The sequence below is a fragment of the Phocaeicola fibrisolvens genome, assembly GCF_025567125.1.
In the GTDB taxonomy this organism is placed as follows: Bacteria; Bacteroidota; Bacteroidia; order Bacteroidales; family Bacteroidaceae; genus Phocaeicola; species Phocaeicola fibrisolvens.
Window position 1 is genome coordinate 20,836 of the sequence record NZ_JAOQJI010000017.1, and the last position, 24,880, is coordinate 45,715.

A 24,880-nucleotide genomic window follows, 5' to 3' on the forward strand; every position below is an offset into this window, starting at 1 on the left:
GAAATCCCTACCTCAAAATAGGGATTTCCTGCTTGATGGGGAGAAATATCTTCCTATTTTTGTACTAGAATAAAAAGGTAAAACCGTTAAAAGATAGAATTATGAGGAAGTTGAAAGTATTTGCTTCGTTGATATGGGCAAGTTTGCCGCTTTTTGTGGCGGCCCAGAGTAACGACGACCTTTACTTCGTGCCTAAGAAGAAGGCAGAAACGAAGAAGGAGACCGTAGTAGCCCCGAAGCAGAATCAGGGGACAGCGGTATATTCCACATCGGCCACTTCCACTCCGGTGGTGGTGAAAGATGCGGCAGGAAACACACGTGATGTGGACGAGTACAACCGTCGGTACACATCGCGGGAAAACACGTTCTCCATGCAGAACGATACGCTTTACATACAGGAAAAACCGTATGGAGAGCGGGGAGAATGGGTGAACGGCTTTGAAGGTTCACAAGATGATTATGAGTATGCTATGCGCATCGTCCGTTTTCGGAGTCCGCGCTATGCCATTCCGGTGAGCAGCCCGCTGTATTGGGACGTGGTGTACGGAGCCTTCCCTTCCTGGGATTGGAACGTGTATGACGACGGACTGTATGCATACGTGTTCCCTACTTACAGCAATCCGCTGTGGTGGGACTGGAGATGGAACTGGAGCATTGCCGGACCGCGATTTGGCTGGTATTCTCCATGGTATTATAGCAGCTGGTATTCTCCTTATTGGTATGGTAGCTACTGGGGTGGTTACTGGGGCAGCTATTGGGGAGGCTACTGGGGCGGTTATTGGGGTCCCGGATGGCATCATCATTACCCCTATTATGGATGGGGAGGAGGCGCTTATCAAGGGCACTCTTATACCTATAACAACCGCCGTGCAGAAAATATGGTACGGAACGGTACGGTGGGGACTGCGTTCGACCGTAACGGCAGAACGGGAGGCCGCGTGATGAGTGGATTGGACCGTAACGGCAGAACGGGAGGTCGTGTTGTGACCGGTACCGATGGAGTACGTTCTATCCGTCCGGACGGTGCTTCCAGAGTGCGTAGTACGGGTACAAGATACACACGCCCGTCTCAGGGATTGGGTGAGTCCACTTATTCTCGTCCTAGTAGTACACGCCCGAATTCCTATCGAAATACGGATGTGTTCAACCGGATGAATCAGAATTCGAACCGGACGAATGGGCTTAATAATTCGCGGACAAATTCAAATTCTTCTGTCAGAAGTTACAGTAACTTTGGAGGAGGAAGCTATCGTTCTACTACGGGTGGCGGCGGTTCTTCCAGAGGTGTAAGTACCGGTGGCGGTGGTGGTGCTCGCAGAAGATAAATGTGTAAATAAAATGAAGTTAAAGATGAAAAAGAGATATATGTATGCGGTGGCCTGTTCAGTGCTGTGTGGCGCACAGGCCATGGCGCAGACTGCGTATGATGCGGTCCGTTATGCGGGGGATGAATTGAATGGAACAGCCCGTTTTGTCGGAATGGGGGGTGCCATGGGTGCTTTGGGTGCAGATATTTCGGTCATCGGTACCAACCCGGCGGGTATCGGCTTGTTCAGGGGACACGATGTGTCTACGTCATTTGGCATGAATGCCACAAAGGCGGAAAGTGACTTTAATGGGAATGTGATGAACGACAAACGGAATAAGGCTTCGTTTGATCAGATTGGTTTTGTGTATTCTACCAAAATCGGCAACCGTACGACGCTTCGTTACCTGAATTTTGGTTTTAACTATCATAAAAGCCGGAATTTCAACCGGCAGTTTGCAGCAGGCGGTATGCTGGGCGGACTCTCACAGACGCAGCAGATGGCCAATATGGTAGGCGGGTCTATCTATTCCATCAGTGAAATGGATGACATTTATAACTATGGGACAGAAGGGCACAGCGGACTTTCGAACCCTTACTACAATACCAATTATCCGTATCTGGGCGTCATGGGTGTCCGTACGGAACTGGTCGGAGTGGGCACATTGGCCAATGGGAAGCAAGTACCGATGGGCTGGAACGGTAATGCAAACGGTTTCCGCAGCCGGGAGGAAGGTGGTATCAACCAGTATGACTTCAACGTGGCGTTTAATGTGGAAGACCGGATGTATTTCGGTATCACGCTGGGCGTGAATGACGTGAATTATACTCGCAGCACCTATTATACGGAAGATGTGTACGATGGCGATCACTCAGGTTATTATGAGTTGCGAAATGCTTACCGTACGGAAGGAACTGGATTGAACTTGAAATTCGGTGCTATTTTCCGTCCGATAGAAGATTCTCCGTTCCGCTTTGGTCTGGCCATTCATACGCCTACCTGGTACAGTTTAACCGACAAATATTCTTCGGAGATTTATTCGGAACTGAATTATAAATTCGCGAATGAAGCTGACAATACGCAGTTCAAGGCTGATGAACGGACGATAGATTATGCTGGAGAGTCTCTGCAGGATTATCGGTTGGTGACTCCGTGGAAATTCAATGTCAGCGCAGGAACTACTTTGGGAGGAATCATGGCTTTAGGTGCAGAATATGAATATGCAGGCTATAATGCTTCTCGGATGTATTACAACGACGGGACTCCAATGGAGAACCAGAATGAGTACACCAAGTCTATCCTGAAAGGACAACATACACTGCGTGTGGGAATGGAAACACGTATCTCTTCGGCTTTCAGCGTAAGAGCAGGTTATAACTATTCTACTTCGGCCTTTAAGTACGGAGCATACAAATCGCTGAATGCAAACGATATGCGTACGGATACGGAATATATGAATGACTTGGCCCGTAATACGGTAACCGTGGGCTTAGGTTATAGAGGAAAATGGTTCTATACGGATTTGGCATATAAATATGACATATATAAATCCGATTTTTATGCCTTCAGTGATGAGGCTTTGCCAGCCACAAAGGTTACCAATGAACGTCATCAGCTGTTGCTGACATTGGGCGTTCACTTCTAAGCGTTCATTGTGTTTGTTTTATTTTAATATGGGAGTTGCTTTTGTTGATCGAGGCAGCTCCCTTTTTTATTCTTTTTTGTCGCGGTATTCTTTCTTTTTCCAGAAATTGAATCCCATGTAGATACGCAGGCTTCCAAAAGAGTTGGTCATGGAGAAAGTGGGTTTCCGGTAATCATAGGTGTGGAGTACGAGGGAGGCTCCTACATAATATTTGCTGTTGTTCCAGGTGATTCCGGCACGGGTAATCAAATCGAAATTGATGTCTCTGATCCATTGGGTCCAGTTGGTTCCACTTTGGGTAGGCTGGTCGTTGATGCGGGCCTTTTTGTAGGCGATGGCTGGAAGCAAGGAAATGTTCAGCAGACAGTTCTTGGCAAATACCCAGTTGTAGCCATAACCAACGCTGAGGTTGTAATCAGTGTAGCGCAGGCTGTGGAATTTCAGGGAGGAGCTGAGCTGTTGCTGCATCTCATCGGGCAGTTGGGTGTAGTCGAAGGAGATGTTGTGTTGTGAATAGGAGAATCCGGCCAGCAGAGAACCGCAACTTTTCCGCTGGTTGGTCGACTGGCTGTAGGCTGCAGGGTAGGAGAAACGTTTGTGGTTGAAAATCCAGTAGGCATTCAGTCCCTTGATGTTGCTTTGGAAGCCGTTGAACTGCGTGTTTGTATAGTCCTTGCTCAGACTGAAATTTTCGTACGAAGAAATTTTGAAATCACTGCCTGTTTTCCGGTAGTAAAGGTCTACTCCAAATTTGGCGCTGTACAGGTTGAATACAATTTCTTTTCGGGGAGCTTTGTTCTTTCCTTTTCCTAAAAGGTCTTTGATATCAAACGAAAGTCCCAAAAAAATCCATCTCCATCCGAAGTAGATTCCCAGCTTGGTGTTGATGTGGGGGGCAAAACTCAGGCTTTGTCCGTCGTTGCTACCAAGGCGGTAGTGCTCATACCAGGAGCTTTGTTCCAGCATGAAAGCTAGGTTGTATTGGTTAGGAGAGATATAAGTGGTATCTATTGTGTTTAACTTAATCCCGGCTTTTTTTATTTCATTCCCTGTGAATTTGATGGAACGTACAATGCCGTTGCTCAAACTGCCCAATGAAAGGCGTGGAAAGGAGATGAGTTTAGGCTTGTCATGGGCCACACTGTCCTGCTTCTCTGCTTGAGCTAGACTATGAGCCGGGCAGAAAAGGAATAGAGACAGTATGGTCAACAAGGAGAGAGGTTTCACTCTATCATAAAGGTTTAAAGTTTGTTCAGGATTCGGTCCATAACCCAGTTCGTGGGAGTGGCACTGATTCCGTCGCAGGTGCAGACTGCTTTTCCTTGCAGGTGTTCTACTACAGCCTTAATCAGCGGCAACTGTACGTGGGGCGGATTTGGGGGAAGAATTTCTTCGCGTCCACGTTCCGTATGCAGGGCAATGGGGTCGTAGGTAAAAACAGAAAAACAAATCATGCCTTTGTCTCCGATAATTTCAATACGGTCTTCTTTGGCTGATTCATGTGCGACGAAACACCACGAACCGGAACCTGGCAGTCCGGAATCAAACTTGAAACAGGCACTGATGGTATCTTCTGCTTCGTACAGACCGCCGCGATTACTCTTGTAGCCTTCGGCTTCGAGGATACAACCAAACATGTCTTGCAGCAAATCCAGCTGGTGAGGAGCCAAGTCGTAGAAGTAACCTCCACCGGCGATGTCTGGTTGTACACGCCACGGCAGGTTTTTGCTGTTGTAATCCAAAGCACGGGGCGGCTGTGCAAAACGAATCTGTACATTGATGACGTTACCAATCTCTCCCTCATCAACCAGCTGTCGTACTTTTTGGAAATAGGGCAGGTAGCGGCGGTAGTAAGCTACAAAACAAGGAACTCCTGTCTCCTTGGAGATGCGGTTGATGCGGGCACAGTCTTCGTAACTGGCGGCCATCGGTTTCTCAATGTAGACCGGTTTTCCGGCTTTCATGGCCATGATAGCAAAGGTGGCGTGTGAGGAGGGAGGGGTAGCAATATAGATGGCATTCACATCTTCATCTCCAATCAGTTCCTGTGCGTCGGTGTACCACCGGGGAATCTGGTGGCGTATGGCGTATGATTTGACTTTTTCTTCTTCACGGCTCATAACCGCTACAACTTTGGAGCCTTCAATCATGTTGAAGGCCGGACCGCTTTTCTTTTCGGTGACTTCACCGCATCCGATGAATCCCCAGTTTACTTTATCGAGTTTGATCATAGATGAGTGGTTTTAGTAAAAATATTTTTTATATAATACCCGATAGTCTTCACTTTTCATGTACTGGTTTAACCAGACATTCAGGCTGTCGAGCAGGAGGGGGGCGTGTTTAGCCACTCCCCATGCATAAAACTGAGTGAAGCTGATATCGGTATCGATGTCTAGATTGGGGTATAGTCCGATGTTGGCTTTGGCGATGTTTTCGTCACATACAGCGTAGTCGATGTCTCCCTCGGAAACCATGGCCATGAGCTGTTCGGGGCCATACTGGTCTATTTCTTTAATATAAATAGTATCGGCAATTTCATTAATCAGGTTATGCAGTCGAAGAAGAGCTGGGGAACCTTTGACGATGTGCAGCATTTTACCTCCCAACTCCAGTTGATTTTGTATATACAGACTGTCTTTACCTTCTTCTCGTTTTCGTTGTACCAAAATCTGTTTGCTCAACAATAGAGGCTGGGTAAAGAGTAGGGTATCTTTTGAGCGGGTGGTTACAATGGTACCTGTAGCTATCAGGTCGTACTTCCCTTCGCTGATACCTTTCAACCGCTCTTCGAAACTCATTTCTGGAGTAACTTCCAAGCGGAGTTTTTTAGCTTTGGCAAAGGCGTTCAGCAGTTCATAATCGAAACCGGAAATGCTGTCTTTGTCTGCGTGGTAGCTGATGGAGTTGTATTCCATGACAGCACGAAGAATGCCCGAGCGGATAATCTCCGGATAGTCACGCGGAGTGAACTTCGGATGTGTCTCATGGTGTGAGCAAAGACGCACCAGAATCAGCAGGAGAATAATCCCACCTGTCAGGTAGAAAAGTTTGTTTTTCTTCATGGCCGTTAGTCAAAGAAGTTCCAAGAAAGACCGACCTTCAGGATGCGCGGGTTGAGTGGATAGTGGGGAGCAAGAAAGTAGCTTTTCTCGCCCGTACGTTGCAGCAGGTTGTACATCTGTACAAAAATACGCGTACGTTTCAGGTGCAGGTTGATGTATCCGTTGATGAGTGGATAGCCTCCCAGCTTGTATCGTGTATCCGGATTCTGCAAATAGAACTGCCCGATGGCTGGTGCATAGTCGGGCGCATAATATTGGGTGAAATAACGCAGGTCGGCTCCCATTTCGATATTGAGCACTCTTTTGGCTAGACCGAACCGGATATACAAGTCGTGGTAAAGCACGAGTTCCGGAAGAGGTAATATAGTGGCATTACTCGTTTTCTGGTAGGTGATTTCATTGTCAAGATGGAGAATGCCCAACTTGAAATCCTGCCGTAAAGTGGCGCTGAACACCTGGATGCTTCCAGAGTATTGGCTTACAGCCATATTGTTTTTATAGCTGGCTACATCATTGTTTGTGTATTTTACGGATGTATTGTCCAGATACGTGTAATTGGTAATGTTTTCTACTCCGGCTTTCAGTTGTGTACGCCAGCGGTCGATGCTCAGTTTTCCTTCAATGCGGGTACGCATGATTTTACTCAGGTCATTATCCCACCAGTAGTGTTTGGAGTGGAAATGGCGGTAATAGAATGTCGGGTTCAAGTTCTTGATATAAGCATTGGCTTCCAAGCGGACTGTATCGTTGAACAGACGGAAATTCAAATCGCCTTGTCCTTCCACGCTGAACTGTCCGGCGTCTTCTCCAATCATGGCAATTTCTCCTAGCACGTTGTAATGTAAAGTCTTTCCCTGCGACTTGATGAGCTGTCCTCCAATAGAAAGCACATTTTCTTTGTGGCTGGTCGGAATTCGGCGCCCAGGAGTACCAGTTATCGTATCGGTAAGTGTGAAGTTTCGATGCTCAAAGCTGGCAAAAACCGTCAGTCCCGCCTTTGCCCATTTGTTGAAACCTTCCCGGAGAGCGATGCCTACGGTATTTTTGATAGAAAAGTTCTTGGTCACATCGAGAGAGTCTTTTCCAAGGTAGTTGTGCTCGAAATATTTTTCATTCTGACTGGTGTCATAAGAAATGTATTTTCTTCGGTTAATGTCTACGTTTACGGTGTGGATGAAACTGGTGACCGGCACAAATACTTCTTTGGTAATCGTATCGTTCTCAGTGGCTTCGTCCCGATAGAATCCCAAGTTGTATCGGTGTGTCAGGAATGCGTGGTATCCCGTGTTGTGGTTCCAGATATTTGACAAGTTGGTCGGAATGGAGTAGGTTTCATAAGTCCGGTTTCCTTCGGCCATTTCCAGTGGATTGGTGATGTAACGATCGTCCGTGATACCCCCGTTCTCGGCGACTTTCAGGTTGTCGTTGATGAAACTGAAATGCATGTCATATTTGTCTCCGTGATAATAGGCAAAAAGATTGCCGTTGAACAAGGCAGTCGACTGGCTGTCATATTTTCCTCGTCCGTAAGTATAATCGATGTCGAAGCCAAAGCCCATGCGTTTGTTGACGTTGACAGCAAAATAGGCTTTGAAACGCTCTTCTCCGTAACGTCCGTCACCTTGTTTGAAATAGGTCAGGTTAGTAAAAGGTGATTTTGTATTGGTATAAATGATGTCACTCGGTTTCCTTACTGTAAAATCATACGGGTCGGTAAAGAAAAACTGGCTGCTTTCTTTCCGCTCGAAAAACACGTGGGAGATGCGTGGAGAGCCCAAATTTCCAAGGTAGGTGTAATGTCCGGTAGGCCCTCCCGTGTCATTGGAATTTTGAAATCCATGTTGTAGCGTGTCTACGGGGACTGCGGTCATTTCGCCAAAACGTTCATCGATTTTCCAGGAGTTGAGTCCTACGGGCACTGTATTGGCATCGATGACAGCAGTGGTATCAATCGGGTTTCCGTTTCGGTCATACCTGTTTCCGTCCTGGCCTGTGGCAGATGTTCCATATTGTCCGTATTGGGTCAGGGTGTTCTGTGCGGGCAATGAGCCACACAGAAGTATGAGTATAGCTATAAAAAGTATTTTCTTCATAATGGGGCAAAGATACAATAAAAAAGCGAAAACGGGAGATTGTGTCTTTCAAAATGTAGGTGCGCTTTTATAGAAATGAACGGGCTGGGAAAAGAGAAGGCCGCAAGGACATTCTTTCATGAAATATCCTCACAGCCTTTCAGGTAGCCAGTATGAGTTTTTAATGAGGTTCAGACTTCCTTGATGATTTCCATTCCGATTTTAATGGCTTCTTCGTTCATTGGAATCAAGTGATGATGACGTTCGGGCAGCGTCTTGTGCAATGCCTTTACTACACTGTCAATGGATACGATAGGGCGTATCTTCAAAAGACCACCCAGTACGATCATGTTGAAGGTCTTGGCCATTTTCCGTTCGTTGGCTTCGTCCATGGCATCGATGCGGTACACATGGATGTCTTTGCGGGTCGGGGGATTGATGATGCCGTAGCCGTCATAAATCAGTACACCGCCCGGTTTTACCTTGTTCTCAAACTTGGCAAGCGAAGGCTGGTTCAGAATGATGGCTGTATCGTATTTGCTGAGAATCGGGGAAGAGATACGTTCGTCGCTGACGATGACGGTGACGTTGGCCGTACCTCCGCGCTGTTCGGGACCGTAGGCAGGCATCCAGGTCACTTCCTTGTTTTCCATCAACCCGGAATATGCCAGGATTTTTCCCATGGAAAGTACCCCTTGTCCTCCAAATCCTGCGATGATAATTTCTTCTTTCATAGGTATGCGAATGATTATTTAATATCTGTAGTATCTTTCAGGTCGCCCAGCGGGTAGAACGGGAACATGTTCTCTTCCATCCATTTGTTGGCGGCTTCGGGTGACATCTTCCATCCGGAGTTGCAGGTAGACACAATTTCTACCAGGCTGGAGCCTTTTTTCTGCATGGAGCATTCAAAGGCTTTGCGGATGGCTTTCTTTGCCTTGCGGATGGCAGCCACTGACTGTACAGACTGACGAGTGACGTAGGCCGTTCCTTGCAGGGTCGCAGCAATTTCTGTCATCTTCAGCGGGTAGCCGTGAATTTCCGGTACACGTCCGTAGGGACAGGTGGAAGTTTTCATGCCCACCAGTGTGGTCGGAGCCATCTGTCCGCCGGTCATACCGTAGATGGCATTGTTGATGAAAATAATGGCAATGTGTTCGCCACGGTTCAACGCATGGATGGTTTCTGCCGTACCAATGCAGGCCAAGTCACCGTCGCCTTGGTAAGTGAATACCAGACGGTCGGGCCAGAGGCGTTTGATAGCAGTGGCCAAGGCAGGTGCACGTCCGTGTGCAGCTTCCTGGCAGTCGATGTCCAGGTAGTTATACATGAATACGGCACATCCCACCGGACTTACTCCGACGGCTTTCTCGGCCATACCCATTTCGTCGATGACTTCGGCAATCAGTTTGTGGACTACTCCGTGGCTGCATCCCGGACAGTAGTGCATCGGGTTATCGTTCAGCAATCGAGGCTTCTGATAAACCAGATTTTCAGGTTTGATTATATCTTCTTTTGTCATAATTGGTTCTCCTGTAGTTTATCATAGAAAGAAACGGAACACGAACTCCATCATCTTCAGGAAAAGAGAGGCACCGCACACGTAGAAGAATACGGTCTTGTCGTCACCCAAAGTGAAATAGAGAATTACGGAAATCAGTGCACCGATCATAAACAACACGTTTAAAACGGCTCTTATTCTGTCGGTATCCATAACTTATTTGATCAGTTTTTCTTTAATGGCTTCGATTACTTCATCCGGATCGGGAACGATACCGCCCAAGCGTCCGAAGTGCTCTACCGGTACTTTGCATTCTACGGCCAGACGGACGTCTTCAATCATCTGTCCGCTGTTCAGTTCCACGGTCAGGATACCTTTCACTTGTTTGGCTCTTTCTTTCAAAGCCTTGCTGGGGAACGGCCACAAAGTAATCGGGCGGAACAGACCGACCTTGATTCCCTCTTCACGCGCATGTTCCATGGCTTTCTGTGCAATACGGGCGCATGAACCGAAGGCTACAATCAGGTATTCCGCATCTTCGGCGTCCAGCTCTTCATAGCGGGTTTCCTTTTCTGCGATTTCCGCATATTTGGCTTGTAGGTGCAGGTTGCGCTGTTCCATTACCGCCGGGTCAAGTTCCAGCGAAGTGATGATGTTTGGTTTGCGACCTTTGCAGCCAGTGGTAGCCCACGGGCATTGTGCCAGGATTTCCTCTTCTGTCCGTCTGGGGCGGAATGCCGGCAGGGTCACTTTCTCCATCATTTGTCCGATGACGCCGTCGGCCAGAATCATGGCCGGGTTGCGGTATTTGAATGCGAGGTCGAAAGCCAGGCCTACGAAGTCGGCCATTTCTTGTACGGAAGCCGGGGCCAGTGCGATGAGGTGATAGTCACCGTGTCCGCCTCCTTTAGTTGTCTGGAAATAATCGGCCTGACTCGGCTGGATGGTACCCAGTCCTGGACCGCCACGCATGACGTTCACTACCAGACAGGGCAGTTCGGCTCCTGCAATGTAGGAGATACCCTCCTGTTTCAGGCTGACACCAGGGCTGGAGGAGGATGTCATGACCATTTTTCCGCTACCGGCGCCTCCATACACCATATTAATTGCTGCTACCTCACTTTCCGCCTGAAGTACTACCATTCCGGTAGTTTCCCAAGGTTTCTGTTCAGCAAGCGTTTCCAATACTTCAGATTGGGGAGTGATAGGGTAACCGAAGTAACCGTCCACGCCGATACGGATGGCGGCATGGGCTATGGCTTCGTTACCTTTCATTAGAACAACTTCTTCTGCCATAATTTTTAGATTTTGCTTGTTGGGCATTTATTATTCTTCACATTTTGCTCTATATACGGTGAGACATCCGTCCGGGCACACAATGGCGCACGAAGAGCATCCGTTGCAGGTGTCTTCCACTACCTGCTGTACAAAATTATATCCTTTTTGATTTACTTTTGGGGTGAGTGACAGTACGTGCAACGGACATGCTACCACGCACAGGTTGCATCCCTTGCATCGTTCTGTATTTACTACAACCACACCTTTCATTTTAGCCATAGTTCTATATCTTATTGATTAAACATATCTTTGTTATAAAAGTTGAGTATATCCATCATCATTGCTCTGGCTTCGGATGCCGGACTCTCCGGGTCCAAAGAGATTGCTTCCTGATAATTATTCAGCGCACCTTGCCAGTCGCCTTTTTTCCGATAAGCGTTCCCCAAAAGATAATAAGCTTCCGGCATGGGTGAGGAAGCGGTGAGGAGTAAATCATTCAGGCAGGATATAGCGGTGTCTACATTTCCTTCATTTATCAGTTGTCTGATGTGATTCAGTCGTTCATTCATGAGCTTTTATATCATATTGTAACCTTACAAAGATAGTCTTTAATTTGGTATAAGAGTCATTTTTACGGAATAAATAGCATTTTTGTACAAAAAATTTTTTGAGTGGATGTGTGTAATGTGTTGATTAATATAATGTTATGTTATACTTCAATTCGTTCTATATGAAAAAGATGCATAATTAACTAATTTTGGTTTTGGGAGAACTAAAGTATAAGTCCTTTTATGGGTGTGATTTCTTGACAGATTTTTCCAAAGGCCTGAAAAATATTTGAAAGTGTCGTTATTTCTTTTAACTTTGTGGCAATTTATTCATAAAAGGAACAACTAATAATTAACTTTATCAGATAAGACCATGAACAGAATTCTTCAGAAGGAGCGTTTTTCCGAAAAAGTTTTTAAACTGGTTATTGAGGCTCCTTTGATTGCAAAATCACGCAAAGCGGGGCATTTCGTAATTGTCCGTGTGGGAGAGAAGGGGGAACGTATGCCGCTGACCATTACTGCGGCCGACCCAGTGAAAGGAACCATCACGCTGGTGGTACAGGAGGTGGGACTTTCGTCCACTCGTTTATGCGAACTGAATGTAGGCGACTATATTACGGATGTGGTAGGTCCGTTGGGAAAAGCCACTCATATTGAGAATTTCGGTACGGTGGTCTGTGCCGGAGGAGGAGTGGGAGTAGCGCCGATGCTCCCCATCGTACAGGCATTGAAAGCTGCTGGCAACCGGGTGATTACCGTATTGGCCGGACGTACCAAGGAACTGATTATCCTGGAAAAGGAAATGCGGGAAAGTTCCGACGAAGTGATTATCATGACCGACGATGGTTCTTACGGACAGAAAGGACTGGTGACGGAAGGGGTGGAAGCGGTCATCAAGCGGGAGAAGGTGGACAAGTGCTTTGCCATCGGTCCGGCCATCATGATGAAGTTTGTCTGCCTGCTGACGAAGAAATACGACATCCCGACCGATGTGTCTCTGAACACCATCATGGTGGATGGAACGGGTATGTGTGGTGCCTGCCGTATCACTGTGGGAGGAAAGACGAAGTTCGTGTGTGTGGATGGTCCGGAATTCGACGGCCATCAGGTGGACTTTGACGAGATGCTCAAGCGTATGGGTGCCTTCAAGGACATCGAACGGGAGGAAATTCACAAGCTGGACGAGCATCCTGCGGCATGTGAAGCGGAACAGAGTGCTTCGGGCCGGAATGCGGAGTGGCGTGAAGCGTTGCGCAAGCGGATGAAGCCGAAAGAGCGTACCCTGATTCCTCGGGTGAAGATGAACGAACTGGACCCGGAATACCGCTCACACAGCCGCAAGGAGGAAGTGAACTTGGGACTGAACGAAGAACAGGCGCTGACGGAGGCCAAGCGATGTCTGGACTGTGCCAATCCTTCCTGTATGGAAGGTTGTCCGGTGGGCATTGATATTCCGGGCTTCATCAAGAACATTGAGCGTGGAGAATTTCTGGAAGCAGCCCGTACGCTGAAGAAAACCAGTGCACTTCCGGCTGTGTGCGGACGTGTCTGTCCGCAGGAAAAGCAGTGTGAGTCGAAGTGTATCCACCTGAAGATGGGGCACGAAGCAGTGGCCATCGGTTACCTGGAACGTTTTGCAGCCGATTATGAGCGGGAAAGCGGACAGATTTCGGTTCCGGAAATTGCGACCAAGAACGGCATCAAGGTGGCGGTGGTCGGTTCGGGACCCGCGGGATTGTCGTTCGCGGGCGACATGGCCAAGATGGGATACGATGTGACTGTATTCGAGGCCCTGCACGAGATTGGTGGGGTACTGAAATACGGTATTCCGGAGTTCCGTCTGCCCAACAAGATTGTGGACGTGGAAATCGAGAACTTGTCGAAGATGGGCGTGACTTTTGTGAAGGACTGCATCATTGGGAAGACCCTCAGTGTAGAAGAGTTGGAAAACGAAGGCTTCAAGGGAATCTTTGTGGCTTCGGGTGCCGGATTGCCTAATTTCATGAATATCCCGGGCGAGAACTCCATCAACATCATGTCGTCCAACGAATATCTGACCCGTGTGAACCTGATGGATGCGGCCAGTGAAGATTCCGACACTCCGGTGACCTTCGGTAAGCGGGTAGCTGTGATTGGAGGTGGAAATACGGCCATGGATTCTGTGCGTACGGCCCGCCGTTTGGGAGCGGAGAAAGCGATGATTATTTACCGTCGTTCGGAAGCGGAAATGCCGGCCCGACTGGAGGAAGTGAAACATGCCAAGGAGGAAGGCGTGGAATTCCTGACCCTGCACAATCCGATTGAATACATTGCCGACGAGAAAGGTCGGGTGAAACAAGTGGTGTTACAGAAAATGGAACTGGGCGAACCCGATGCGTCCGGTCGTCGTAGTCCGGTGCCTATTCCGGGGGCTACGGTGACATTGGACATTGATATGGCCATTGTCAGTGTGGGCGTTTCGCCAAATCCGATTGTGCCTCATTCTATTCCCGGTTTGGAACTGGGACGTAAGGGTACCATCGCAGTGAACGAGGACATGCAGTCGTCCATCCCGACCATCTATGCCGGAGGAGATATCGTACGCGGTGGAGCCACCGTGATTCTGGCCATGGGTGACGGACGTCGTGCGGCAGCTGCCATGAATCGTCAGCTTCAGAAGGCATAATCCTGTAAAAATAAGCTCATAAAAAAACGCTTAGACGTTTGGAAAAGAACGTCTAAGCGTTTTCTTTTAAACGCCTTTACGTTTTAGATAAAACGTCGAAGCGTTTGAAGTAAAACGTCCTTGTGTTTGAGATAAAACGTAAGGACGTTTTTGGAATGAGGTTACTGACGCAGCAAAGTGCGGATGATTTCGCCTGTGTACATGGTGTAAGATTTGCTGCTATCTGCTTGAATATTGAGTGATTTCAGGTCATCGGCTGTCATTTTCTGGCTCATAGACTTTTTGCATTCAATGACTGCGGCCGGCTGGTTGCTTCCCTGAGCGTAGAAGGTAATCTTATATTCCGTGCATTGTTCCATCAGGGCGCTGAGGGCGATACGGTCTTGGGCAATTAGCAGATAAGCCACGTTCTTATTGAACAACTTTCCAAAGCCTCCCCAGTTTTCCGGTTTGATTTCGATTTCTTCCTCGTTGGCGGTCAGGGTGATGCGTCCGTTCTGCAGCTGGTTGTTCCAGTTGTCTGTAAGTTTCGTTACATCTATTTCTTTCAGTTCGCCAGTTAATGCTGGTGTTAGCGGAGTAGCTGCTACGGTTGTGGCAGAAGTGGTTCCGTTGGCCAATACCTTTTGTCCCAGTGCATCGGTAGCCGACTGGAAAAGCTGGTCTTTCAGGTCGATGGTCTCGCGGCGGAATTTTCCGCAGATGGGAGCAAGTTTCGTTTTCTTTTTGTTCAGTGCCATGTCATCGGTAATCCATTCTTCAGCCGTAAACTTCTGTCCTCCGTCACGGTTTTCATCGTACCAGTAGCGGATACGGGTCATAGTCATGTGGCATACCCCGTCGGTTACATGGATAAAGTATTGGTAATAGATACGGGTACGGTCCAATGAAAGGGCAGAAGAGGAGAATACCATGTATTCTTCCGCCGAAGCGGCGATGTCGCCTTCTTCTTCATTGGTATAGACCACCCGACTTAGCAGTTTCCCGTCGGGTTTGAAACGGTTGTTGGCCCAGTCAAGCATTTGCTGGTAGAGTTGTTCTTTGGAAAGAGAGGGAGCTTGGATGTCGTGAGTGAAAGTCACTTTTCCATCGTCCAATGTGACAGCTCCTACCAAATACTTCGGGTCAGTATTGTCTTTTTTGTCTTTGGCCATTCCAAACAATGGCAGACAAGCCAATAGAATGAATAACAGTTTTTTCATGATTCGTATATATGATTTACAATTTAAATTTGTGGGGTGAATATAGTTATTTCTGCCATATTGTTTGTAAAGATAGCCATTTTTTTTCTCCTGCATGCAGGAATTGGATTTCTTATTATTTTTTAGGGGAGGCTGTCATTTTGTCATTTGCGAATTAGGTATGATGTTTGCGGAATTTATTTGAATAAAAGATACTAATGATATGAATACAAAGAACGACGGACGAGTGGTGATTATGAATTTCACGGGTGTGTACGACTGGGAACGTTTTTCGCATGAGCGGAATTACACGTGGCTGGATTGTACGCATCTGAAGGGTACGGAATGTTATTGTGACAAAGAAGGGGCTAAGGCTTTAAAGCAATTGATAGCCGATTATCCCGTCAAAGCCATTCATTTTATTGACTCCGGCAATTATCATTATTTGACAAAGTTCTGGACCGACAAGATTCGGCAGCCTTTTTCATTGGTGGTGTTTGACCATCATCCTGACATGCAGCCTCCGTTGTTTGAAGGTGTAATCTCTTGTGGAGGATGGGTGAAGGATGTGATGGACACCAACCCTTACGTGCGGAATGTGATTCTGGCAGGAGTGTCGGAAAAATTGAAGGAGGCTATTCCGGAAGCTTATCGGGAGCGGGTGATTTTCTACGGCGAGAAGGAACTTTCGCATGAAGAAGCCTGGAAGCGGTTCTCGGCACAACATGTGGAGGGGCCGGTGTACCTGTCAATTGATAAGGATGTGTTGGATGCGCATTCTGCTGCGACCAACTGGGATCAGGGAGAGCTGTCGCTGCCGGAACTGGAGCAGCTGCTGTCGGTGGTGTTGCGCCAGGAGCAGGTGATAGGCATTGATATCTGTGGAGAGTGCCCTACCACCTTGGATATTTTCAAAGAGAAGCAAGAAGTAGCTCTTGATAGCCGGGCCAATCAGGAATTGTTGGATTTTTTTCGGCGGAACCAACTAAATGAATGAAAAAATCCCGTTTCCAAATCGAATGGAAACGGGATTTTCTATTTCGCCTCAAATGAATAGATTTTTCTGAATAATCTCAGAATTACCGAACTGGCATCTTGTCAATCCTTGCCTGATGACGTCCGCCTTCAAAGTCGGTCGTAAAGAATTCTGTCATAATCTTGTCGGCAGTGGCTTCGTCGATGAAACGTCCCGGCATGACCAATACGTTGGCATCGTTGTGCTGACGGGCCAAATGGGCGATTTCCGGAATCCAGCAAAGTGCCGCACGGATACCCTGATGCTTGTTCAGCGTCATGCTGATGCCTTCTCCGCTTCCGCAGATGGCAATGCCCGGATAGCATTCACCTTTTTCTACGGCCAACGCCAATGGATGTGCATAATCGGGATAGTCGCAACTTTCTGTAGAGTAAGTACCAAAATCCTTGTATTCCCATCCTTTAGCTTCCAGCCATTTTTTTACGTATTGTTTCAATTCAAATCCGGCATGGTCGGATGCAAGTCCTATTGTTTTCATTAGAGCATTTCTTTTACTTGGTTATACACATTTTCTGCGGTGAATCCCAGTTTTTCATCCAGCACTTTGTAAGGAGCAGAGAAACCGAATGATTCCAGGCCCCAGATTTTACCGTTGGCACCTACCAGTCCGAGCAAGTTTACCGGCAGTCCGGCTGTCAGACCGAATACTTTGGCTCCTGTAGGAATGATGCTTTCCTGATATTCCTTGCTCTGGCTGCGGAACAAGCCTTCTGACGGTACAGAAACGATGCGGGTTTTGATGCCGTCTTTGTGCAACAGTTCAGCTCCGGCTACCAGTGTAGAAACTTCAGAACCAGAAGCTACCATGATGACATCCGGATTTTCGTCAGAACCTGCTACGATGTAAGCTCCTTTGGCAGCCTGTGCATAGTCTGTTCCTTCCGGCAACATGTTGATGTTCTGGCGAGACAGAATCAAAGCCGACGGAGTATCGGTATTTTCCATAGCCAGTTTCCAGCAAACAGTCGTTTCTTCTGCATCGGCCGGACGGAGAACCAACATAGAGTTCTTTCCGTGGTGGTTTTTCAGTTTTTCCATCAAACGAATCTGTGCTTCCTGTTCTACCGGTTCGTGTGTAGGTCCGTCTTCTCCTACGCGGAATGCATCGTGTGTCCAGATGAATTTCACTGGCAACTGCATGAGGGCAGCCATACGTACGGCTGGTTTCATGTAGTCTGAGAATACGAAGAAGGTACCGCAAGCTGCGATGACACCGCCATGCAAAGCCATACCGATGCAGCAGCAAGCCATGGTCAGTTCAGCTACTCCGGCTTGGAAGAAGGCACCGCTGAAATCTCCGTTGGTGAAGGCGTGAGTCTGTTTCAGGAAGCCGTCGGTCTTATCTGAGTTAGACAAGTCGGCAGAAGCACAAATCATGTTAGGAACCTGCTGTGCCAATGCGCCCAATACGGTAGCCGATGCGTTACGGGTTGCATCGTTTGCTTTCTGCTGGATGTGTGCCCAGTCTACTTTCGGTGCAGCACCACTGAACCATTCTTTCAGTTGTGCGGCTTTTTCCGGGTTGGCGGCAGCCCATGCAGCTTCTTCTTCATGACGGGCAGCTGCGATGGCTTTCAGTTCTTCTGCACGTTTGGCGTAGATTTCTTTTACGTCGTCGAAAATAACGAACGGATTTTCCGGATCACCGCCTAAGTTCAGGATGGTATTTTTGTAAGCGTCGCCACCCAGAGGAGCTCCGTGAGTCTTGCAGTTATGTTCGTATGAAGTGTTGTCTGCCTTGCGGGCACCCTTACCCATAATACATTTACCGATAATCAGGGTCGGGCGTTTGCTCTCAGCTTTTGCTGCATTCAAGGCTGTACGGATTTCTTCGCAGTCGTTACCGTTGATTTCGATGACGTTCCATCCCCATGCACGGTATTTCATGGCTGTATCTTCCGTAGTTACATCCTTTGTTTCAGTAGACAACTGAATTTCGTTGGAGTCGTAGAACATAATCAGGTTGTCCAGTCCCAGGCATCCGGCAATACGTCCGCTGCCCTGAGAGATTTCTTCCTGAATACCTCCATCTGAGATATATGCATAGATAGTTTCTTTTGCAAAAGTCGGATTGCCTGTGCGGGCAGCCAGGAATTTAGCAGCGATGGCAGCACCTACCGCAAAGGTATGTCCCTGTCCGAGCGGACCGGATGTATTTTCAATGCCGCGCATTACGTCTACTTCCGGATGTCCCGGAGTAGGAGAACCCCACTGGCGCAGTTGCTGCAATTCTTCCAATGTGAATTTTCCGATGAGTGCCAGCTGTGAATACAACATCGGAGACATGTGACCCGGGTCGAGGAAGAAACGGTCACGTCCTTCCCATTTCGGGTTCTGAGGATCATATTGCAGGAACTCAGAGTACAGTACATTGATGAAATCGGCTCCACCCATTGCACCTCCGGGATGACCGGATTTCGCTTTTTCAACCATTGATGCAGCTAAAATACGAATATTGTCAGCGGCATGGTTCATTACTTGTTTACTGTTCATATTATTAATTTTTTAATTTGTATGCTACATAAGGCAGACACCGCTATGGGTACCTGCTTCTTGAAATTATGAGCAAAGGTATGACATTTATATGTAAATTACAAAGTGGAAGTAAGTTATTTATTTCACATTTTTTTACTTCTTGTATTTCACTGCAGCCTCTTCTACAGGCAGACAAGCCTTGTATTTTTCAATATAAGCGTTGAATCCGGCTACGTTTTCTGCCGTAGGTGATACCTCTACGCCTGCATTGCCTGCAAATACCTTTTCGTCGAGGAAGTCGGCTAAAGACTGCTTCTTGTCATTATTTACCAGGTAAGAACCCAGCAGGGCGATACCCCATGCACCGCCTTCACCGGCCGTCTCCATGACAGAAATCGGAGAATTGATGGCTGCAGCCAATACACGCTGGCCTACACCTTTGGTGCGGAACAAACCGCCATGACCCGTAATGCGGTCTACCTTAATCTTTTCTTCGTTGAAGAGGATGTCATTACCAATTTTTAATACGCCTACAGAAGCATACAAGTGAGCGCGCATGAAGTTAGCCAGATTGAATTTGTCGTTGGCTGTACGCACGAACAACGGGCGTCCTTCTGTCAGTCCTGTCACAGGTTCGCCTGAGAAGTAGTTGTAGGAAATCAGTCCACCGCAGTCGGCATCACCTGTCAAAGCGTTATTGTACAGCTTGCCGAAGATTTCGTCCATGTCTACCGGCATGCCCATCAGTTCCTGGTATTCCTTGAACAGGTTGACCCATGCGTTCAGGTCGGAAGTACAGTTGTTGCAGTGTACCATGGCTACCAGACTACCGTCGGGAGTAGTCACCATATCAATCATTTCATACGGTTTTGACAGGTCTTTTTCCAGTACAATCATAGAGAAGGAAGAAGTACCGGCTGAAACGTTACCAGTCCGCTGTTTTACGGCATTGGTGGCCACCATGCCTGTGCCCGCATCTCCTTCCGGAGGACATACAGGAATGCCTGCCTTCAAGTGGCCGGATACATCCAGCTTCTTGGCACCTTCTTCGGTCAGGCAACCGGCATTTTCTCCGGCCAGCAAGACTTTAGGCAGGATGTCGGTCAGTTTCCAGCTGAATCCGTAGGGAGCCACCAGTTTGTCGAACTTAGCCACCATTTCGGCAGAATAGTTCTTTGTGGCAGGGTCGATAGGAAGCATACCGGACGCATCACCGATACCCAGTACCTTTTCACCGGTAATCTGCCAGTGTACATAGCCGGCAAGTGTGGTAAGGAACGTGATGTCTTTTACGTGCTCTTCCTTGTTCAGGATGGCCTGATACAGGTGAGAGATACTCCATCTCAGAGGAATGTTATAGACGAACAGTTCAGACAGTTCGGCCGCAGCTTTTCCAGTGTTGGTATTTCTCCAGGTGCGGAAAGGTACCAGAATTTCAGCCTTGTCATTGAAAGGCATATAGCCGTGCATCATGGCACTGATACCGATGGCTGCCAGCGTTTCGATTTCTATGCCATATTGTTTTTTTACGTTAGCGCGAAGATCGGCGTAGCAATCTTGTAGCCCAGCCCAGATAGCTTCAATGCTGTAGGTCCAGAGTCCGTCTACCAACTGGTTTTCCCACGTATGACTACCTTGTGCGATGGGTTTGTTTTCCTGGTCAATCAAGACAGCTTTGATTCGGGTGGAACCGAATTCAATACCCAAAATGGCCTTGCCTGCCTCAATGGTTGACTTAGCATCTGATTTCATATCAAAATCAACAATTTAAAGTTAAGAAATAAAGCAATAGGAAAAATTAAAAGTGCTGCCAGAAAGAAGGTTTCTGTCCAGCACTTTTAATGAAACTGACAAAGTATTAGCAGAGTGCTTTGTTCAGCATGTAGTATACTTCGTTCATGCGAAGTTCTTTCTTGAATTCACCGATGGTAGTGTCTTTGTTGATATGTACCATTTCAATACCGGCGATTTCAGCATAGTCTTCCCAGTATTCTGCAGTCAGGTCGTATGAGAAGCAAGAGTGGTGTGTACCACCAGCCAAGATCCATGCACCCGCACCGATTTCGAAGTTAGGCATCGGTTTCCAAAGAGCAGAAGCAACCGGCAATTTAGGCAGCGGTTTCGGTTCGATGCATTCTACGTCGTTTACAATCAGACGGAAACGGTTGCCCAGGTCTACTACTGTAGCTGTACATCCTGTACCTACCTTAGAAGTGAAGACAAGACGTGCAGTCTGGCTCTTGCGAACGCCGATACCCAGGAAGTGTACTTCCAAGCGAGGTTTCTTGGCAGCAATCATCGGGCAAACTTCCAGCATGTGGGCCTGCAGGATGGCACTGTTTTCACCGTCGAAGTTCAGTGTGTAGTCTTCCAGGAAAGAGCATCCGTTAGGCAATCCCTGATTCATTACCCATACAGTACGGTATAAAGCAGCTGATTTCCAGTCGCCTTCTGCTCCGAAACCGTATCCTTCTGCCATCAGTCGCTGAGAAGCCAAGCCCGGAATCTGGTCGAAGTGGCTGCCGTCTGTCTGACCCAGGTCGTCGAAGTTAGTAGTGAAACCTTTGGCACCTTTTGCTTTCAGAATGGCGCGGAGAGCCAGTTCAGCTTTGGCAGAGTTCCAGACTTTCTGGTAAGCTTCTGTAGATTTGTCTTCCAGTTCCGCATCGTGGTCGTATTCGCTGAAGTAAGTTTTTACCAATGCATCTACGTCTTCGTCCTTTACCTCTTTGTGATATTCCATGAGTTCGCTTACCGGGCAGTAGTCTACATGGTATCCCATGCGCTGTTCAGCTTCCACCTTGTCACCGTCGGTAACGGCTACATTGTTCATCTGGTCGCCGAAGCGGATAATCAGCATATCCTGAGCGTCAGCCCATGCAGCACATACACGCATCCAGACAGCAATCTTCTTCTGAGTAGATTCTTCTTTCCAGTAACCTACTACCACTTTGCGACGGATACGCATGCGGGTGCAGATATGACCGAATTCGCGGTCGCCGTGAGCAGACTGGTTCAGGTTCATGAAATCCATGTCCATTGTGTCCCATGGAATTTCTTTGTTGAACTGAGTGTGCAGGTGGAGCAACGGTTTTTTCAATTGCTGCAAGCCGTGAATCCACATCTTGGCCGGAGAGAAAGTGTGCATCCAAGTGATGATACCGATACATTTATCGTCGTTGTTGGCTGCTTTGAATACAGCTTCTACTTCTTTTGAAGAATTGGCTGTTCCTTTATATACCACTTTCACAGGCAGTTTGCCGCTGGCGTTCAAACCTGCTACCATTTCGTTGCTGTGTGCGTCTACTGCGATGACTGCATCGCCTCCGTAAAGGAGCTGAGCTCCGGTTACGAACCATACTTCATATTGATCAAATGTGTTCATAGTGATTTTATTTATTATTAATTAATTGGTTGGCTTTGTTGTTATTTCTTTTGTCCGTAATAGGCATTCGGACCGTGCTTGCGGCTGAAGTGTTTTTCCACCAACAGCGGATTCATGGTCAGGTGCGGGTTGATGGCGTAAGCAATGCTGGCCATTTTTGCCACTTGTTCCATGACTACGGCATTGTGTACAGCGTCGTGTGCATCTTTACCCCATGAGAAAGGTCCGTGATTCTTTACGAGCACTCCCGGAGTATGTACCGGATTCATGCCCTCGAAGCGTTTCACGATGACATTTCCCGTTTCCAGTTCGTAGGCACCCTTCACTTCTTCTTCTGTCATGTCGGCTGTACAGGGAATAGCCTCGTGGAAATAGTCTGCATGAGTGGTACCGATGTTCGGAATGTCGCATCCGGCCTGTGCCCAGGCAGTGGCGTAAGTAGAGTGGGTGTGTACCACTCCGCCGATTTCAGGGAAAGCTTTGTAGAGAGCCAGATGAGTAGGGGTGTCGCTTGAAGGGCGCAAATCGCCTTCTACTACGTTTCCTTCCAAATCGACTACTACCATATCCTCAGCTTTCATTTCATCGTAAGACACTCCGCTAGGTTTGATGACTACCAGTCCGCTTTCACGATCGATGGCAGATACATTTCCCCACGTAAAAATCACCAGTCCGTGCTTTACCAAATCCAGGTTTGCATGGAAAACTTCTTCTTTTAGTGCTTCTAACATGTGATTAAAGTTTAAATTTCGGGTCCTTCTGATAGGCCTTGTCATTGAATTTATAGAGAGAGGCGCCTCTTCTGGATCCTGTTTTATCTATTTTATTAGTTTTTTCAATAAATCCCATTTCTGCGATACGTTTGCGGAAATTGCGCTTGTCCATCGGCTCGCTGTAGATGGCTTCATACAAGCTTTGCAGCTGGGTCAAGGTGAACAGCTCGGGAAGCAGGTTGAAGCCGATGGGGGCTCTTGATGCCTTCTGGCGCATGATGGCACGTGCTTTCTCCACCATCTCGTTGTGATCGAAAATAAGTTCGGGAATTTCATTGATGTTTATCCAATGCGCATTGTGTTGCTGCACCAGTTCCCGGTCATATTCGTTGATGTTGATAAGCGCATAATAGGCCAGTGAAATTACGCGTTCTCCCGGATCACGGTCTACGGCACCGAATGCCCCAATCTGGTCCATATATACATTCTCCAGACCGGTCAGCTCGCTCAGTACCCGTTTGGCCGCATCGTCCGCACTTTCGTTTTCCTGGATGAATCCTCCCATCAGAGACCATTGGCCCATTGCCGGCTCAAAATTTCGTTTCAGCAGCAATAAGTTCAGTTCTCCTTTTTCGAATCCGAAAATGATGCAGTCGATGCCGACGTAGAATTTGGGATTATGATTATAATAAGTGGTCATTCAATTTTTGACTTTTTGTTCTTTTCAACTAGGTTTCTTGTCGGTTTCTGTTATTTCTCCACTGTAAATTTGAAGATGCAGTGACTCTGGTAAGTTTGTCCTGGAGCCAGAATAACAGAAGGCCATTGTGGCTTGTTGGGGCTGTCGGGATAGTGCTGTGTTTCCAAACAAACGGAAGCCCGTTGCGGATAGGCAATGCCTTTCTTTCCTTTCACTGTTCCGTCCAGGAAATTTCCTGTATATACCTGTATACCTGGTTCATTGGTGTAGACTTCCAAGCTGATACCTGTGGTTGGACAAGTCAGTTTGGCAGCCAGCTGGTTGATGTCGCCTTTGGTCTTCAATACCCAGTTATGGTCGAATCCGTTACCGAATTTCACTTGTTCGTTGGTAAAGTCTGTGACATCTGGACTGATGGTCTTCGGCGTGTTGAAGTCGAACGGAGTATCTTTTACTGCCATCATTTCGCCGGTGGTCATGAAGGTGCTGTCTACTGGTGTGATGCTGTCGGAAGCCACATAAAGCACGTGGTCGGTAGCCGGTTTTGAAGGATCACCGCTCAGGTTGAAGTACGAGTGGTTGGTCATGTTGATGACAGTCGTCTTGTCGGTAGTGGCATCGTATTGGATATCAATGGCGTTATCAGCTGTCAGAGAATAGGTTACATGAGCCGTTACGTTGCCCGGGAAGTTATTGTCTCCATCCGGTGATTTCATGGTCAGCACAAGGGTACTGTCATTGGTTTGATTAGCTTCATATACTTGATATTGCCATCCTGTAGGACCTCCGTGCAGACAGTGCCCGAAATTGTTTGTCGGGAGTTGGATTTCTTGTCCGTCAAGAGTGATTTTACCTTTGTTGATTCGGTTGGCATAACGTCCGATGGCTGCACCGAAATCACTCGGAATATGCTGGTAGTCAGCTATGCTGTCGAAGCCGAGAACCACATCGGTCATCTTGCCGGTTTTGTCGGGAACCATAATGGAAACCAGTCGACCCCCAAAATTGGTGACACAGACTTCCATCCCCTGATGATTCTTTAAAGTGTAAAGTTTTACAGGTTTTACACTATCTACCAGCGTCTCAAAATTGGCTGGGTCCAAACCCGATAAGGTCAGTTTGGGAGCTTCTTGTTTTTGACTGCATCCGCAGAAAAAAATTAAAGCAGCACTCATGCCTAGAAGTGATTTCTTCATGCTTTTCATAAATTTATATTTAATATTATTTGTGTGGTGTAAAAGTAACACTTAAAATGATTGGTTGTTCTTTTTTTCAAATGTTTTTCAACATAGAATGCATGTTTTTCGAT

The 24,880-nt window shown here is 47.5% G+C and carries 22 protein-coding genes; 4 read left to right on the plus strand and 18 right to left on the minus strand.

Annotation, left to right across the window (positions count from 1 at the left end):
• The first annotated feature begins 101 nt into the window (after positions 1-101).
• Both OCV81_RS08925 and OCV81_RS08930 read left to right on the plus strand, forming a co-directional pair.
• Positions 102-1,325: a hypothetical protein gene (locus OCV81_RS08925; protein ID WP_148329724.1), complete on the plus strand. Its 1,224-nt coding sequence runs from the start codon at positions 102-104 to the stop codon at positions 1,323-1,325.
• A gap of 25 nt (positions 1,326-1,350) precedes the next feature.
• Entirely contained in the window at positions 1,351-2,952 is a 1,602-nt protein-coding gene (locus OCV81_RS08930) for a hypothetical protein (RefSeq protein ID WP_148329725.1), read from the plus strand.
• A gap of 66 nt (positions 2,953-3,018) precedes the next feature.
• On the opposite strand, the gene OCV81_RS08935 is transcribed toward OCV81_RS08930, so the two are convergent.
• From OCV81_RS08935 to OCV81_RS08980, 10 genes are all read right to left on the minus strand, one after another.
• On the minus strand, positions 3,019-4,164 hold the full coding sequence (locus OCV81_RS08935; RefSeq protein ID WP_394802529.1) for a DUF4421 domain-containing protein: 1,146 nt from the start codon (positions 4,162-4,164) through the stop codon (positions 3,019-3,021).
• A 29-nt stretch (positions 4,165-4,193) separates the two neighbouring features.
• Complete coding sequence (locus tag OCV81_RS08940; RefSeq protein ID WP_072542950.1) at positions 4,194-5,183, minus strand: Gfo/Idh/MocA family protein; 990 nt, start codon at positions 5,181-5,183, stop codon at positions 4,194-4,196.
• A 12-nt stretch (positions 5,184-5,195) separates the two neighbouring features.
• Positions 5,196-6,014 (minus strand): transporter substrate-binding domain-containing protein, encoded by an 819-nt coding sequence (locus tag OCV81_RS08945; protein WP_148329726.1) that lies wholly within the window; start codon positions 6,012-6,014, stop codon positions 5,196-5,198.
• Positions 6,015-6,019: 5 nt separating this feature from the next.
• Positions 6,020-8,107 (minus strand): putative porin, encoded by a 2,088-nt coding sequence (locus tag OCV81_RS08950; protein WP_148329727.1) that lies wholly within the window; start codon positions 8,105-8,107, stop codon positions 6,020-6,022.
• A gap of 170 nt (positions 8,108-8,277) precedes the next feature.
• Positions 8,278-8,820 carry a 2-oxoacid:acceptor oxidoreductase family protein gene (locus OCV81_RS08955; RefSeq protein ID WP_148329728.1) on the minus strand — a complete coding sequence of 181 codons (543 nt, stop codon included), beginning with the start codon at positions 8,818-8,820 and terminating at the stop codon, positions 8,278-8,280.
• 14 nt (positions 8,821-8,834) lie between these two features.
• Entirely contained in the window at positions 8,835-9,608 is a 774-nt protein-coding gene (locus OCV81_RS08960) for a thiamine pyrophosphate-dependent enzyme (protein WP_148329729.1), read from the minus strand.
• Positions 9,609-9,629: 21 nt separating this feature from the next.
• A complete protein-coding gene (locus OCV81_RS08965) occupies positions 9,630-9,758 on the minus strand; it encodes a hypothetical protein (protein ID WP_262483167.1) in 129 nt (42 codons plus the stop codon).
• Positions 9,759-9,803: 45 nt separating this feature from the next.
• Positions 9,804-10,883: a 3-methyl-2-oxobutanoate dehydrogenase subunit VorB gene (locus tag OCV81_RS08970; protein ID WP_148329730.1), complete on the minus strand. Its 1,080-nt coding sequence runs from the start codon at positions 10,881-10,883 to the stop codon at positions 9,804-9,806.
• A 30-nt stretch (positions 10,884-10,913) separates the two neighbouring features.
• Positions 10,914-11,144, minus strand: a complete 231-nt coding sequence (locus OCV81_RS08975) for a 4Fe-4S binding protein (RefSeq protein ID WP_022354230.1) — start codon at positions 11,142-11,144, stop codon at positions 10,914-10,916.
• Between the two features lie 11 nt (positions 11,145-11,155).
• Complete coding sequence (locus tag OCV81_RS08980; RefSeq protein WP_022354229.1) at positions 11,156-11,434, minus strand: tetratricopeptide repeat protein; 279 nt, start codon at positions 11,432-11,434, stop codon at positions 11,156-11,158.
• 352 nt (positions 11,435-11,786) lie between these two features.
• Here OCV81_RS08980 and OCV81_RS08985 point away from each other — a divergent pair, with 352 nt between their 5' ends.
• Positions 11,787-14,081: a bifunctional dihydroorotate dehydrogenase B NAD binding subunit/NADPH-dependent glutamate synthase gene (locus tag OCV81_RS08985; protein WP_148329731.1), complete on the plus strand. Its 2,295-nt coding sequence runs from the start codon at positions 11,787-11,789 to the stop codon at positions 14,079-14,081.
• A 161-nt stretch (positions 14,082-14,242) separates the two neighbouring features.
• Here OCV81_RS08985 and OCV81_RS08990 read toward each other — a convergent pair whose 3' ends face one another.
• Entirely contained in the window at positions 14,243-15,283 is a 1,041-nt protein-coding gene (locus OCV81_RS08990; RefSeq protein WP_148329732.1) for a DUF4468 domain-containing protein, read from the minus strand.
• A gap of 202 nt (positions 15,284-15,485) precedes the next feature.
• Here OCV81_RS08990 and OCV81_RS08995 point away from each other — a divergent pair, with 202 nt between their 5' ends.
• Positions 15,486-16,259: an arginase family protein gene (locus OCV81_RS08995; protein ID WP_239464735.1), complete on the plus strand. Its 774-nt coding sequence runs from the start codon at positions 15,486-15,488 to the stop codon at positions 16,257-16,259.
• A gap of 82 nt (positions 16,260-16,341) precedes the next feature.
• On the opposite strand, the gene rpiB is transcribed toward OCV81_RS08995, so the two are convergent.
• The 7 genes from rpiB to OCV81_RS09030 form a co-directional block, all read right to left on the minus strand.
• Positions 16,342-16,776 carry a ribose 5-phosphate isomerase B gene (gene rpiB, locus OCV81_RS09000; protein ID WP_022352623.1) on the minus strand — a complete coding sequence of 145 codons (435 nt, stop codon included), beginning with the start codon at positions 16,774-16,776 and terminating at the stop codon, positions 16,342-16,344.
• Positions 16,776-18,791 (minus strand): transketolase family protein, encoded by a 2,016-nt coding sequence (locus OCV81_RS09005; RefSeq protein ID WP_148329733.1) that lies wholly within the window; start codon positions 18,789-18,791, stop codon positions 16,776-16,778. Before OCV81_RS09005 ends, rpiB begins: the two co-directional genes overlap by 1 nt.
• A 135-nt stretch (positions 18,792-18,926) precedes the next feature.
• A complete protein-coding gene (locus tag OCV81_RS09010) occupies positions 18,927-20,525 on the minus strand; it encodes a xylulokinase (RefSeq protein WP_022352621.1) in 1,599 nt (532 codons plus the stop codon).
• Positions 20,526-20,631: 106 nt separating this feature from the next.
• Positions 20,632-22,158 (minus strand): L-arabinose isomerase, encoded by a 1,527-nt coding sequence (gene araA / locus OCV81_RS09015; RefSeq protein ID WP_148329734.1) that lies wholly within the window; start codon positions 22,156-22,158, stop codon positions 20,632-20,634.
• A gap of 41 nt (positions 22,159-22,199) precedes the next feature.
• Positions 22,200-22,889 carry an L-ribulose-5-phosphate 4-epimerase gene (locus OCV81_RS09020; protein ID WP_148329735.1) on the minus strand — a complete coding sequence of 230 codons (690 nt, stop codon included), beginning with the start codon at positions 22,887-22,889 and terminating at the stop codon, positions 22,200-22,202.
• Between the two features lie 4 nt (positions 22,890-22,893).
• Positions 22,894-23,571, minus strand: a complete 678-nt coding sequence (locus tag OCV81_RS09025; RefSeq protein WP_022352618.1) for an NUDIX hydrolase — start codon at positions 23,569-23,571, stop codon at positions 22,894-22,896.
• A gap of 50 nt (positions 23,572-23,621) precedes the next feature.
• On the minus strand, positions 23,622-24,776 hold the full coding sequence (locus OCV81_RS09030) for an aldose epimerase family protein (RefSeq protein ID WP_072542936.1): 1,155 nt from the start codon (positions 24,774-24,776) through the stop codon (positions 23,622-23,624).
• Between the last annotated feature and the right edge of the window lie 104 nt (positions 24,777-24,880).

Bases quoted from the DNA above. Each gene is read 5' to 3' on its own strand.
- OCV81_RS08925 (WP_148329724.1), top strand. From the start codon at position 102: ATGAGGAAGTTGAAAGTATTTGCTTCGTTGATATGGGCAAGTTTGCCG.
- OCV81_RS08930 (WP_148329725.1), top strand. From the start codon at position 1,351: ATGAAAAAGAGATATATGTATGCGGTGGCCTGTTCAGTGCTGTGTGGC.
- OCV81_RS08940 (WP_072542950.1), bottom strand. From the start codon at position 5,183: ATGATCAAACTCGATAAAGTAAACTGGGGATTCATCGGATGCGGTGAA.
- OCV81_RS08945 (WP_148329726.1), bottom strand. From the start codon at position 6,014: ATGAAGAAAAACAAACTTTTCTACCTGACAGGTGGGATTATTCTCCTG.
- OCV81_RS08950 (WP_148329727.1), bottom strand. From the start codon at position 8,107: ATGAAGAAAATACTTTTTATAGCTATACTCATACTTCTGTGTGGCTCA.
- OCV81_RS08955 (WP_148329728.1), bottom strand. From the start codon at position 8,820: ATGAAAGAAGAAATTATCATCGCAGGATTTGGAGGACAAGGGGTACTT.
- OCV81_RS08960 (WP_148329729.1), bottom strand. From the start codon at position 9,608: ATGACAAAAGAAGATATAATCAAACCTGAAAATCTGGTTTATCAGAAG.
- OCV81_RS08965 (WP_262483167.1), bottom strand. From the start codon at position 9,758: ATGATCGGTGCACTGATTTCCGTAATTCTCTATTTCACTTTGGGTGAC.
- OCV81_RS08970 (WP_148329730.1), bottom strand. From the start codon at position 10,883: ATGGCAGAAGAAGTTGTTCTAATGAAAGGTAACGAAGCCATAGCCCAT.
- OCV81_RS08975 (WP_022354230.1), bottom strand. From the start codon at position 11,144: ATGGCTAAAATGAAAGGTGTGGTTGTAGTAAATACAGAACGATGCAAG.
- OCV81_RS08980 (WP_022354229.1), bottom strand. From the start codon at position 11,434: ATGAATGAACGACTGAATCACATCAGACAACTGATAAATGAAGGAAAT.
- OCV81_RS08985 (WP_148329731.1), top strand. From the start codon at position 11,787: ATGAACAGAATTCTTCAGAAGGAGCGTTTTTCCGAAAAAGTTTTTAAA.
- OCV81_RS08990 (WP_148329732.1), bottom strand. From the start codon at position 15,283: ATGAAAAAACTGTTATTCATTCTATTGGCTTGTCTGCCATTGTTTGGA.
- OCV81_RS08995 (WP_239464735.1), top strand. From the start codon at position 15,486: ATGAATACAAAGAACGACGGACGAGTGGTGATTATGAATTTCACGGGT.
- rpiB (WP_022352623.1), bottom strand. From the start codon at position 16,776: ATGAAAACAATAGGACTTGCATCCGACCATGCCGGATTTGAATTGAAA.
- OCV81_RS09005 (WP_148329733.1), bottom strand. From the start codon at position 18,791: ATGAACAGTAAACAAGTAATGAACCATGCCGCTGACAATATTCGTATT.
- OCV81_RS09010 (WP_022352621.1), bottom strand. From the start codon at position 20,525: ATGAAATCAGATGCTAAGTCAACCATTGAGGCAGGCAAGGCCATTTTG.
- araA (WP_148329734.1), bottom strand. From the start codon at position 22,158: ATGAACACATTTGATCAATATGAAGTATGGTTCGTAACCGGAGCTCAG.
- OCV81_RS09020 (WP_148329735.1), bottom strand. From the start codon at position 22,889: ATGTTAGAAGCACTAAAAGAAGAAGTTTTCCATGCAAACCTGGATTTG.
- OCV81_RS09025 (WP_022352618.1), bottom strand. From the start codon at position 23,571: ATGACCACTTATTATAATCATAATCCCAAATTCTACGTCGGCATCGAC.
- OCV81_RS09030 (WP_072542936.1), bottom strand. From the start codon at position 24,776: ATGAAAAGCATGAAGAAATCACTTCTAGGCATGAGTGCTGCTTTAATT.